The organism is Akkermansia sp. KLE1798, from assembly GCF_001580195.1.
Taxonomy (GTDB): domain Bacteria; phylum Verrucomicrobiota; class Verrucomicrobiia; order Verrucomicrobiales; family Akkermansiaceae; genus Akkermansia; species Akkermansia biwaensis.
The window spans coordinates 1-11,605 of record NZ_KQ971069.1 but is presented as its reverse complement, the minus strand read 5'-3'; the positions used below and the strand labels follow the sequence as shown (position 1 = coordinate 11,605).

Below are 11,605 nucleotides of genomic sequence, written 5' to 3'. Positions count from 1 at the left end.
TTTCAATCCACGCACCCGTGAGGGTGCGACGGCGGGGAGATATACATATTGAGAGTCAGGCACGCAAAAGGTATTTTGCGCCAACCTGTCCGCGGAGATGCATATTCCATGCCTAAAATGGTATATGGGGAGATGTCAATCTAAGATACCCTGAGCGTTACAGGAATCGCCGGTGTTCCGGGATTTTTCTGTGAGCTAGGGGTTGGCGCGGGGAGTGAGAAGGACGGAAGAAGGTTCCACCACGGAGTCGTTCCAGCCGTTCCGACAACCCGCACCTGCTGCGATGCAGAGGCCATAGTATTCCGTCCCGCGCCTTTCGTCCAGAAACTTTCCCGCGTGTGCGATGAAGACGGAACAGGAAGAAGGTCGGGAAAAAGGCCCCCTTCCATGATTCCATGGGACCTCCCACATTCGTTTTCCGGACAATTCCCGACCGTGCGGCACGAGGGACCGCCGTGCATGACAACATTCCGGCATAAAAAAGGCTTTCCGTTCTTGGAGCGGAAAGCCTGTGAAATGAAGAAAAAAGCGCAATTTTATTCGTCGTCTTCCGCGTCAAAGGCGGAGTCTTCCGAGTCGAAATCGGCGTCCAGGTGGGCGGTGAATTTTTTCACGCGCTGGGCGGCGGGCAACGGAGCCAGCACCATGTGCATGGTGTTGCCGGCCAGGCGCGGGGGCTGGTCCACCTGCGCCATGGTTTTCATGTCCGCAATGACCTTGTTGAGCATGTCGTAGCCCAGTTCGTGGTGCGCGTTTTCACGGCCGCGGAAGCGGAGCTGGAAGCGCACTTTGTGACCGTGGTCCAGGAAGCTTTCCGTACGGGCCATTTTCACGTTGTAGTCGTTGGTGTCCGTACCGATGCGGAGCTTGACCTCCTTGAGCTTGATCGTGCGGCTTTTGTTGGTTTTCTGAAGCTTGGACTGCTGGTACTTGTACCGTCCGTAGTCCACCACGCGGCACACGGGCGGGTCCGCGTTGCTCGCCACTTCCACCAGGTCCAGGCCAAGGGCCTTGGCCTTTTCCAGCGCTTCACGCGTGTTCATTATCCCGAGCTGGTCTCCGTTGGCGGTCACCACGCGCACGCGGGGGGCGCGGATCCGCTCGTTGACCCGAGTCTGATCACCGCGCTCGCGGCGGCGATTACCGTCATTATTCTTCGTTGGCTTTATTGGCACGTCCGGATATTACTAAACTAAATAAAATAACTTGGCAACTCAAATCACGGGGGAAATATGACGCTCCGCTATTTCCCGGGAGACGGCATCCATGAATTGTTCAAAGGGCATGGAGCCCAGGTCTTCCCGGTCCCGGTGGCGTACGGAAACGGTGCCTTCCTCCGCCTCCCGCTGGCCGATGACGAGCATGTAGGGCACGCGCTCCAGCCGGGCGTTGCGGATTTTGGCGCCGATTTTGTCCGCGGTTTCATCCACCGTGACGCGCACGCCCCGGGAGGCCAGGGCGTCACGGTAGGTTTTGGCGATGTCCATGACCTTGTCGGAGATGGGGAGCACACGCACCTGCTCCGGAGAGAGCCAGGTGGGGAATTTTCCTTCAAAGTGCTCGATGAGCAGGCCGGTGAAGCGTTCCATGGAGCCGAACGGGGCGCGGTGCACCATGACGGGCCGGTGCGGCTTGTTGTCCGCCCCGGTGTAATGGAGGTCAAAGCGTTCCGGGAGGTTGTAGTCCACCTGCACGGTGCCGAGCTGCCATTCGCGGCCGATGGCGTCGCGCACGATGAAGTCGATCTTGGGGCCGTAGAAGGCGGCTTCCCCGGCTTCCTCACTGTAGTCCGCGCCCAGCCATTCCGCGGCATCCCGCAGGGCCTGTTCCGCCTTGTCCCAGTTTTCCGGGGAACCCACGTATTTGTCGCTTTCCGGGTCGCGCATGGAGAGGCGCACGCGGTAGTCCGTCATTCCCAGGGTGCCGAAGATGGTTTTCACGATGCCCAGGCACTGGCGGATTTCCCCGGCAAGCTGGTCCGGGGTGCAGAAGATGTGGGCGTCATCCTGGGTGAAGCCGCGCACGCGCGTCATGCCGCCCAGTTCCCCGCTCTGTTCCCAGCGGTACACCGTGCCGAATTCCGCCAGGCGGACGGGCAGGTCGCGGTAGGAGTGGGCGTCATTGGCGTAAATTTTGATGTGGTGCGGGCAATTCATCGGCTTGAGCATGTAGCCTTCAATAGTGCCGTCCGTCAGGCCGTTGAAGAGTTCCGCGCAGGTGGCGCCTTCCTCGCAGAGTTTTTCCATGGCGTCGCGCTCCGGGATGGGGGCGTACTGGCTTTCCCGGTAGTACGGGAAGTGGCCGGAGGTGCGGTACAGGTCCAGCTTGCCGATGTTGGGGGTGTATACCTGGGAGTAGCCCAGCTTGTCCAGTTCCTCCGTGATGAAGTCCTGCAGGGAGCGGCGGATGAGGGCGCCCTTGGGCTTCCAGAGGATGAGGCCCTGGCCCACGGCCTCGTCAATGCAGAAGAGGCCGAGCTCGCGGCCGAGCTTCCGGTGGTCGCGGCGGCGGGCTTCCTCCAGGCGCGCGAGATGTTCGTCAAGCTGGGTGCGGTTCGGGAAGCAGGTGCCGTAGATGCGCTGGAGCATGGGGCGGTTTTTGTCCCCCTTGTAGAAGGCGCTGGCCACGCTCATGATTTTAAAGGCCTTGCAGTTGCCGGTGCGGCCCACATGGGGTCCGGCGCACAGGTCCGTGAAGTCTCCGTTGCGATACAGGGAGATTTGCTCGTCTTCCGGGATGTCGTTCAGCAGGTCGATTTTAAAGCGGGAGGGGCCGCTACGCGGGCCCAGGGCGCCCAGTTCCCCGGATTCCGCCATTTTCATGGCGTCCGCACGGGAGATGATTTCCTTCTGGAAGGTCTGGTTTTCCTTCACCACTTTTTTCATTTCCGCTTCAATGCGTTCAAAGTCTTCCGTGCTGATGCGGTGGTCCAGTTCCACGTCGTAATAGAAACCGTTTTCCACGGCGGGACCGCCCGCCAGCTGGGCATCCGGCCAGATGCGGCAAATGGCCGTGGCCAGAATGTGCGCGCAGGAGTGGCGCAGGCGTTCCAGATCAGACATCTGATTGCGTTCTTCAAGAGTCTTTCTTTCCTTGTGTTCGGACATACGCGCATTAGTTAACCCCCCTCAGGCACTGTTGGCAAATGCAAAAAAGCCGCCTTTCCAAAAATTTAAGGCATATCGGTTCCGACAAGCGCATCGCCACGCGATGGCCGGGAAGGACCACACGGGGCAGTTGCCCGCGTTTCCGCGGCTCTGTTTTTCATTGCCGGAGGTTTACCGGCCTGCCGTTTTTCCCGGTCCCGCAGGGATTCCGGCATGGAAAGTTCATCATGCCCGCGGCGTTGTTCCATTTTCCACGGGCACTTTTTCTTTCCGCAGGGTGCATGTTTCCTCCTGTTCCAGCGGTGCCGCGGCGGCACAGGTTCCCGTGGCTTGTTTTTTCCGGAGGCAGGAGTTTTTCCACCCTCCGTCCTTTTCCGGAAGGCGCTGACGGATGCGTCCCGCTCCATTTTTCCCGGAAAACCGCGGCAGGGTCTTTACCGGATTCCCCCCTGTGCCGGTCGCCCGGAATCCCTGTGCCCGCGGTTTTCACACCGGCGGCTTCATCCAGCACCTGTGCAGGCGTTCCGGGAAGCGGCCGTTTCTTTTTTCTCCCCTTTTTCCACTTTTCCCCTGCCGGGTTAGTCCGGTCCGCCATCAGGCAATGAATGATTTACAGCAGAACGCATTTATGCCATATTGACGGCCAGCGGTTATGAAATTCCTCCCCCTCGCCCTTCTCTGCCTCAGCCTGCCCTGCGGATTTTCCGCGGGCGCGCAGGAATCTCCTCCCGACGCCCCGGCAAGTTTCCCGATCAATCTGGACAAAACGCCGGAAGGCGGGAGTGAAGGGAACGGGGACAATGCCCCCCTGCCGGACCAGAGCACGCCCTTCAATGCGGCCAAGCTTCTTCTCCGCGCCCTGCAGGAAAAAACGGACTGGAGCGCAGAGCCGTACAAGTCCCTGCCCGCCACGTCCCCATTCGTGGGGCCGTTGAAGCTGAAGAGCATTCTTTCCCGCATGGAGGCCGTGCAGGCCTACGTGACGGCGTCTTCCCCGGAAAGGCCGCCGTTCGTGGACGAAGCCTCCATCATCATGGACGGGGACCTGGCCATGGCCTATATCATGCTGCCAGACAGGACCAACCCCTACGTTTACGCGGCCACCGCCGTGGCCCTGGTCAAGAAGAACGGGGAGTGGAAGGCGTCCCTGACGCCCGGCAGTTTTGACAATACGTTCCTGCCTTTCAACGACCATGTCCGCCAGCAGGCGGCGCAGATTTCCACCGAGGCCAAGAAGAAGATTTTCGGCCTCGCGCACCAGTATTCCGTGGCCGCCGTAAAGAAGGCCCTGGAACATATCAAGCGGTTCCGGGTGGAGGCCGTCAAGGGCAAGTCAGACGACGAGATTAAAAAGCTCCTGATCCGCACCGTGAAGGAGGGCGATCCGGCCCGCATCGCAGCCCTGCTCGTCGCTCCCTATTACATGGAGTCCGCCATTACCCAGAGTGCCCGACTCACCCCCGTGGTGAAGGCCATGCGCCTGCAGGACCGGAATCCGGAGAACCGCTACATTCAGCCTACCAACCTCAGTTTCATGGGGTTCCCGAATACCATCCTGGTTCCCCTCCAGCCCCATCCGGACGACCAGCTTGACCCGAACAAGCGGGACGACCAGCCGGAGCGCAACAAGAACGAGGCCAAGAAGACGGAGAAGGATATCCACAGCATTGCGGCCATGACCATTCTGCCGCCGCGCATGAGCCTGCCGGACATAGACAAGCCCGCCCTGATCTACCGCTACGCGCTGGAAAAGATACAGGACCCCACGGACGGCTTTCCGGTGTTCAAGATGTATGTGGGGGACGCTTTTTCCTCCTGGAACCTGAAGCCGGACGAGTCCACCACCAGCCGCATCATTGCGGATTTCCACAGGACGTATCCGGCCCTTGCCTATTCCGAACCTAAGGAGGCGGTTTCCGCAGCCGGACGCGCCCTGGAGGCCGGAGACAGCCTGACGCTGATCCGCATGCTGGCCCCGTCCAGATTCGCCTCCGTTCCGGAATTTGAAGAAGCGCTCAAGCAGCTGAAGGCCGTTATGAGCAAGGAGGAGTTCCAGCCTTCCTCCCGGAACAGGAAGGATTACAAGCCCACGCTGAAAGGCGCCTTTGAACTGAAGGACGGTGGGACTTCCCTGAAGGCCACCATCGGCCTCAAGCCGACGCCCAAGTCCGGCTTTACCAGATGCAACCTGTATTTCACCCGGACGGAGAAAGGGTGGATGCTGACCGGAGCGGACGATGAAAAACCGCTGAAATTGTAGCATGAAGTTTTCCGGCTCCGGGAGTTCCGTCGGCCGGGGAAGAGCACCCGACATGCCCGCCCAATTATTTTTTTCATAATCCACCATGATGAATCTACCGATACGGCCGCGCCGCAACAGAAAGTCCGCCAATATCCGGGGCCTGGTCCGGGAGACCTCCCTTTCCCCGGAACATCTTATTTGCCCGGTTTTCGTCCACGAGGGGGACGATAACCAGCCCATTTCCTCCCTGCCCGGCTGCACGCGCTGGAGCGTGCAGGGACTGGTGGAGGAGGCCAAGCGCCTGATGGACCTGGGAATCCGCACGCTGGACCTTTTCCCCTCCATTCCGGACGACAAGAAGACGCCGGACGCCTCCGAGGCCTACAATCCGGACGGACTTATTCCCCGCACCATTTACGCCCTTAAAAGCGAGGTTCCCGGCATGACCGTGATGACGGATGTGGCGCTGGACCCCTATAATTCCGACGGGCACGACGGCCTGGTGGAGTTCCGGTCCGACGGCACCATGGAAATTCTCAACGACGATTCCGTGGAGGTCCTCTGCCGACAGGCCCTGTGCCATGCGGACGCCGGGGCGGATATTATCTCCCCCAGCGACATGATGGACGGCCGCGTGGCCGCCATCCGCGCCACGCTGGATTCCGAGGCCCTGGACGACGTCTCCATCATGGCCTACACCGCCAAGTATGCCAGCGCCCTTTACGGGCCGTTCCGCGGCGCCCTGGAGAGCGCTCCGAAGGAAGGGGACAAGAAGACCTACCAAATGGACCCCGGCAATATCCGGGAAGCCCTGCGGGAAGCCCAGCTTGACGAAGCGGAGGGCGCGGACATCCTGATGGTGAAGCCCGCCACGCTGTACCTGGACGTGATCGCGGCCATGCGCAGGCATGTCACGCTGCCCGTAGCGGCCTACCACGTTAGCGGAGAGTACCTGATGATCAAGTCCGCGGCAGCCTCCGGCTGGCTGGATGAACGGGAGGCCGTTCTGGAGACTCTAACTTCCATCCGGCGCGCCGGGGCGGACATGATCCTTACTTATTACGCCCCGCAGGCCGCCGAATGGCTTAAACAAGAACGCTGACGCCGCACGGCATCCGCTCCGGAACGCGGGCATGCGGCCAGCACCATTATTCAACTCTCCGCATGTCCACTTCCACGAAAATATTCGTCGGCGTCCTGATTGTCATCGTCATGGGCCTTACTTCCCTGTGGGGGGTGTACGCCCCCACTTTTTCAGAGGCGTATGTGTTGCCCGTGCAGATGACGGACGCTTCCGGCACTATGCTGGGCAATTTCCAGTGCCGCCCCGTGGCCGCGGAGAACGGAAAGACGCTGCTCGTTTTCCGGGACAGGGATTTTCTGCGCCAGACCACCGCCGGCATGGTTCATTCCCGGATTATCCTTTCCTACAAGGGAGTGCCGTTTTTTGAAGGCACCGTGCCGGGGCCGATGGAGGCTATCGAGATTCCCACCGCCAGCCTGCCGGCTGCGTACCGGAGTCTTACGCAGAATTGAAGCGCCCGCGACCGCCGGGAATTCCGCGGCGGAAGCACTCCCTGTTATGGCATTGTTACCGGAGGGGCGCAGGTTTCTCTATACAAAAGGGGAAATTGTGTGTTTTTATAGGGTCAAACGATGAGCAGCTTAACATATACCATTCTGGTTGCAGAGGATGACGACAGCATCCGGCACGCCCTGACGGACGTGCTGACCGCCTCCGGCTACGAGGTGCTGGCCGCGGAGGAAGGGCTGGCGGCCATCAGGGCCGTGCGGGAACGCAATTTCGACCTGGCCCTGCTGGATGTGGCGATGCCCGGCGCGGACGGCTTCCAGGTGCTCCAGGTCATGTCCGAGGAACGGCCCGGAACGCCCGTGATCATGCTGACGGCCCGCGGGGAGGAGGAGGACCGGGTGCAGGGGCTGAAGCTGGGGGCGGACGATTACATTGTCAAGCCGTTCAGCATCCGGGAACTGATCGCCCGCATCGAGGCCGTGCTGCGCAGGTCCCCGGAACGGCCGCGCCAGATCAGGGAGATCACCATTCCCGGCGCTGTGCTGGACAGCGCCAACCGCCTGCTCACGTTTGAAGACGGCAAGACGGCCACCCTCACCGCGCGCGAGTTCGAGCTGCTGAGCTACATGGCCACCCATCCCAACCGGGTCATCACCAGGGACGAGCTGCTCCGCCGCGTGTGGGACATGGACCCGCGGCTGACGGACACGCGCTCCGTGGAGATGACCGTCATGCGCCTGCGGGACAAGCTGGGCGCGAAGGCGGCCTCCTCCCTGGAGACGCTCAGAAGCCAGGGCTACCGCTGGAATTCATCCTTCCTTTCCTGATACGTGAACAGGCGCATCCGCATTATCCTGCTGACCGTCAGCCTGATGCTGGTTGTGGGCACGCTGGGCTGGCTTACCCACGTCCTCCTGATTCAGGCGGAGGAGACGGGCCGTTCCGAACGCCGCATCAAGGTGGAGTCCCTGGCCCATGAGGCCAAGCTGGAGATGGACCGCCTGCTCACCGCCTTCATCACTTTTGAGCAGGCGCGCGGCTATTACGAGTACCTGCCTTTTTACGCCTACAGGCGTCCCTACGACCAGCGCATGGACGCCCCCGCCCCCGGCGAACCCGCCCGTTCCTCCAATCTGGCCTCCTACCTGCCGGATTACGTCACGGCCTATCTCCAGATATCCCCTTCCGGGCAAGTCACCGGGCCCGCGCTGAACAAGGAGCTTTCCGAACGGCTGAACGGGGAGAAGAATCTTTACCAGCGTTTGAACGAGAAGGTTTCCGCCCTCATCTCCCTGCCGGCCAGCGGCAATCTTTGGGCGGACATCAGGAATGAAATTCTTCACGAGGTTTCGGAGCCGGAACCGCCTCAGGACGGGGTTCCCGCCCAGGTGGAGACCGTTTCCTCCTTCGTTCCGGTGGAAGACGGGGGCAATCTGTATATTCTCCGGCAGGTGCATACCAACCGCGGCGTTTACCTGCAGGGAGCCCTGATGAATATGGAGAGCCTGAACAGGCGTCTGCCGGAACAGGTGACGAAGGAGCTCCCACAGAGCCGTCTGGCGACTTTCGATCCCGCCGCCCCGCCTGCGGAAGAGACCGGACGGGAAGGCACGCTTTTCTTTGCCAACGCTCCGCTCGTTTTCCTGCCGGGGGACGCGGCGGAGCTGCCCGTACAGGACCACAAGCAGATGCTGACGTGGACCCTTACACTGATCTGGAGCATGGTGCTGGTGGGGGCGGCCGGCGTCATCTGGCTGATGCTGGGCACGTTCCGCCTGGAACAGAGGCGCGGGGATTTCGTTTCCGCCGTCACTCATGAGCTGAGAACGCCGCTTACCTCATTTTCCCTTTATACGGAGATGCTGGAGGACGGCATGGTGCCGGAACAGAAAAAGCCGGAGTATTACGCCAACATGCAGCGGGAGTGCCGGAGGCTGGAGCACTTGATCGACAATGTGCTGGCTTATTCCAAACTCCAGAGGAACGCCATCCGGCGCACGAAGGACACGCTCACCTGCCAGGAGCTTTTTGAACCCATTGCGGAGAAGATAGAACGGCGCCTCCGGGAAGCGGGCATCAGTTTTTCCTTTGCGCTGGCCCAGCCCATCCGCATTCTGCCCGTCCATACGGACGCCGTGGCCGTGGAGCAGATCATGGACAACCTGACTTCCAACGCCATCAAGTACGCCAGGGGGGAAAACGCGAAAGTCCAGCTAACCGTCCAGGCGGACCGCCACAATATCGTCATCCGCTTCCGGGACAACGGCCCCGGCATTTCCCCCAAGCACCGGAAGCTGGTATTCAAGCCGTTCCGGCGCACGAAGGAGGCCACCAACAGCCGGAAGCCCGGCGTGGGCCTGGGGCTTTCCCTGGCGCGCGACATCGCCCGATCCCTGGGCGGGGACCTGAAACTGGAGTTCGGTACGCTGGGGGGCGCCAGCTTTCTGCTGACCCTCCCCAAGTCCTGAATTTTACGGGAAAAAGAAGATGCCCTGGCGACCGCTGCATTTCTTGATGAAGCTTGCCATCCCGTGACGGATATGTGACATTAGGCAGCGGCGCACGGGAGGAAGCGGTTTCACCGTTCCGGACAGGGACTGCCAGGAGCCGGAGAGTGCGCCGGGATGCAAAAACGCATGTGAACGCTGCCATGAGCAAAAGGATTTTAGTCACCGGGGGGGCCGGATTCATCGGCTCCCATCTTTGTGAACGCCTGCTGGACGAGGGACATGAGGTCACCAGCATCGACAATTATTTTACGGGTTCCAGAAAGAATCTGCTGCACCTGATGGACCGTCCCGGATTCCAGGCGCTGGTGCACGACGTTACAGAGCCTTTTTCCGCGGAAGTGGATGAAATCTACAATCTGGCCTGCCCCGCCTCCCCCCCTCATTACCAGCTCGACCCCATTCATACGGTCAAGACTTCCGTGCTGGGCGCCCTCAACATGCTGGCCCTTGCCAAACGGTGCCATGCCAGAATTCTCCAGGCCTCCACCAGCGAGGTGTACGGCGATCCCGCCGTTCATCCCCAGCCGGAATCCTATTGGGGCAACGTCAATCCCGCAGGTCCGCGCTCCTGTTATGACGAGGGCAAGAGGTGTGCGGAAACCCTGTTCATGGATTACCACCGCACGATGGGCGTGGACGTCCGGGTGATCCGCATTTTCAACACGTACGGGCCGCGCATGACCCTGAATGACGGCCGCGTGGTTTCCAATTTCATCGTCCAGGCGCTGAAGGGGGAAGACCTTACCATTTACGGCACGGGCAGGCAGACCCGGAGTTTCCAGTATGTGGACGATCTGGTGGAAGGCATGGTCCGGATGATGGCGGCGGAAGATTTCCACGGCCCCGTCAACCTCGGCAATCCGGGAGAGTTCACCATGCTGGAACTCGCGGAAAAAGTGATTGAAATGACCGGGTCTTCTTCCAAAACGGTTTTCCGCCCCCTTCCCCAGGACGATCCCGTCCAGCGCAAGCCGGACATACGGCTGGCGTACGAAAAGCTCGGCTGGCAGCCGTCTGTTCCTCTGGAACAGGGTCTGGAAAAGACGATTGCCTATTTCCGTAGCATTCTTTGACGCCGGGAAAAGACGGTCCGGAAGAAATCCGGTCCATGCCCCTCCCGCCGTTTTTACGGCTTGATTACCCGTTTTTGACTGGCTCCCGCGGTAAGGGCCAGGTAGCATGAATGGTTATGAAACATGTTGAAGCCGCTGGGACCTTTTCCACGCAAGCCGCCGTCCGCAGTTATGAGAGCGGGCCGGACGGCCTCATGAAGCCGGAAACGGTTCTGCACTGGCTTCAGGAAATAGCGGAGGCACACGCCTCCGCCCTGGGATTCGGCTATGATTTCGTCATGTCCCGCGGGCTGGCCTGGGTGGAGGTGCGCCTGGACATGGCCATCGGACGCCGCCCTGCCTGGAAAGAGGTTGTGGAGCTCCGCACCTGCACAGCCCAGGCCTCCCCTCTTCAGGCGCGCCGCAATCTGGAAGTCCGGGATGCGGAGGGGAACGGCATTATCGCGGCAAGCTGTCTCTGGGCCGTCATCGACATCCGCCGCAGGCGCCCCGTTCCCCTGAACAAATACATCAGCCAATTCCCGGAGACGCCCTGCGGCGAGATGGTCGCCCCCGTCCGGATGGACATAGAAGGTCTTCAACCGGAAATCCGGGAATGGACGGCAGAACGCCGGGACATGGATTTCAACCGCCATATCAACAATGCAGCCTATCTGGTTTGGGCACTGGAATCCCTGCCGGAAGCGTGGCAGGAAGAACACGCCCTGACGGGCATTCACCTGCATTTCAGGAAGGAAAGCCATGCCGGAGAGCAGATGAAGTCCCTGTTGTTCCGCCAGGGAAATCTTACCTGCCACCATATCATGCAGGGAGATGAATTGCGCGCGGAGGCGGTGCTGGAGTGGGGTTAGAGGGTGGAATGGACTAAATGGACTAAATGGACAGAGTGGACACTATGGACATAATGGACCAAACGGAGAAAAAACACTTCCTGCCCACTAAGTCCCTTAGGTCCATTTTCCTGACCAATAATAAGGCCGCCCCGGGTTACCCGGAGCGGCCTTCTGTTTTTGTTCCCAACAACTCCCAAAGAGTGGTTCCCTAAAAATTGTAACGGTAGCCTATGCTTCCGTTGAGTGAGCTGGCTCCGTTGCGAATGTCCGCATTGCCGTTCACAAAGATCGTTCCCTGTGTTCCTA

Annotated in this window: 10 protein-coding genes; 7 read left to right on the top strand and 3 right to left on the bottom strand. The window is 60.4% G+C overall.

What is annotated here, in order from left to right:
- Positions 1-195: 195 nt before the first annotated feature.
- From HMPREF3039_RS14265 to thrS, 3 genes are all read right to left on the bottom strand, one after another.
- Positions 196-411 (bottom strand): hypothetical protein, encoded by a 216-nt coding sequence (locus HMPREF3039_RS14265; RefSeq protein WP_067982828.1) that lies wholly within the window; start codon positions 409-411, stop codon positions 196-198.
- 125 nt (positions 412-536) lie between these two features.
- A complete protein-coding gene (gene infC / locus HMPREF3039_RS02025; protein WP_067573212.1) occupies positions 537-1,175 on the bottom strand; it encodes a translation initiation factor IF-3 in 639 nt (212 codons plus the stop codon).
- A gap of 39 nt (positions 1,176-1,214) precedes the next feature.
- Complete coding sequence (thrS, locus tag HMPREF3039_RS02020) at positions 1,215-3,107, bottom strand: threonine--tRNA ligase (protein WP_082770291.1); 1,893 nt, start codon at positions 3,105-3,107, stop codon at positions 1,215-1,217.
- 652 nt (positions 3,108-3,759) lie between these two features.
- Here thrS and HMPREF3039_RS02010 point away from each other — a divergent pair.
- From HMPREF3039_RS02010 to HMPREF3039_RS01980, 7 genes are all read left to right on the top strand, one after another.
- The gene (locus HMPREF3039_RS02010) at positions 3,760-5,367 is read left to right on the top strand and encodes a hypothetical protein (protein WP_067573208.1); all 1,608 of its coding nucleotides are present in this window, start codon (positions 3,760-3,762) and stop codon (positions 5,365-5,367) included.
- Positions 5,368-5,455: 88 nt separating this feature from the next.
- Positions 5,456-6,451, top strand: coding sequence for a porphobilinogen synthase (gene hemB, locus HMPREF3039_RS02005; RefSeq protein ID WP_067573289.1), 996 nt, complete (start codon positions 5,456-5,458; stop codon positions 6,449-6,451).
- 62 nt (positions 6,452-6,513) lie between these two features.
- Positions 6,514-6,885 (top strand): hypothetical protein, encoded by a 372-nt coding sequence (locus HMPREF3039_RS02000; protein ID WP_067573206.1) that lies wholly within the window; start codon positions 6,514-6,516, stop codon positions 6,883-6,885.
- A gap of 120 nt (positions 6,886-7,005) precedes the next feature.
- Positions 7,006-7,710, top strand: coding sequence for a response regulator transcription factor (locus HMPREF3039_RS01995; protein WP_067573204.1), 705 nt, complete (start codon positions 7,006-7,008; stop codon positions 7,708-7,710).
- Positions 7,711-7,713: 3 nt separating this feature from the next.
- Complete coding sequence (locus HMPREF3039_RS01990) at positions 7,714-9,351, top strand: sensor histidine kinase (protein ID WP_067573202.1); 1,638 nt, start codon at positions 7,714-7,716, stop codon at positions 9,349-9,351.
- A 182-nt stretch (positions 9,352-9,533) separates the two neighbouring features.
- Positions 9,534-10,466, top strand: coding sequence for a UDP-glucuronic acid decarboxylase family protein (locus tag HMPREF3039_RS01985; protein ID WP_067573286.1), 933 nt, complete (start codon positions 9,534-9,536; stop codon positions 10,464-10,466).
- A gap of 116 nt (positions 10,467-10,582) precedes the next feature.
- The gene (locus HMPREF3039_RS01980) at positions 10,583-11,317 is read left to right on the top strand and encodes an acyl-[acyl-carrier-protein] thioesterase (protein WP_197457874.1); all 735 of its coding nucleotides are present in this window, start codon (positions 10,583-10,585) and stop codon (positions 11,315-11,317) included.
- The last annotated feature ends 288 nt before the right edge of the window (positions 11,318-11,605 follow it).

Coding starts and splice junctions, on each gene's coding strand:
- HMPREF3039_RS14265 (WP_067982828.1), bottom strand. CDS start 411: ATGTGGGAGGTCCCATGGAATCATGGAAGGGGGCCTTTTTCCCGACCT.
- thrS (WP_082770291.1), bottom strand. CDS start 3,107: ATGTCCGAACACAAGGAAAGAAAGACTCTTGAAGAACGCAATCAGATG.
- HMPREF3039_RS02010 (WP_067573208.1), top strand. CDS start 3,760: ATGAAATTCCTCCCCCTCGCCCTTCTCTGCCTCAGCCTGCCCTGCGGA.
- hemB (WP_067573289.1), top strand. CDS start 5,456: ATGAATCTACCGATACGGCCGCGCCGCAACAGAAAGTCCGCCAATATC.
- HMPREF3039_RS02000 (WP_067573206.1), top strand. CDS start 6,514: ATGTCCACTTCCACGAAAATATTCGTCGGCGTCCTGATTGTCATCGTC.
- HMPREF3039_RS01995 (WP_067573204.1), top strand. CDS start 7,006: ATGAGCAGCTTAACATATACCATTCTGGTTGCAGAGGATGACGACAGC.
- HMPREF3039_RS01985 (WP_067573286.1), top strand. CDS start 9,534: ATGAGCAAAAGGATTTTAGTCACCGGGGGGGCCGGATTCATCGGCTCC.
- HMPREF3039_RS01980 (WP_197457874.1), top strand. CDS start 10,583: ATGAAACATGTTGAAGCCGCTGGGACCTTTTCCACGCAAGCCGCCGTC.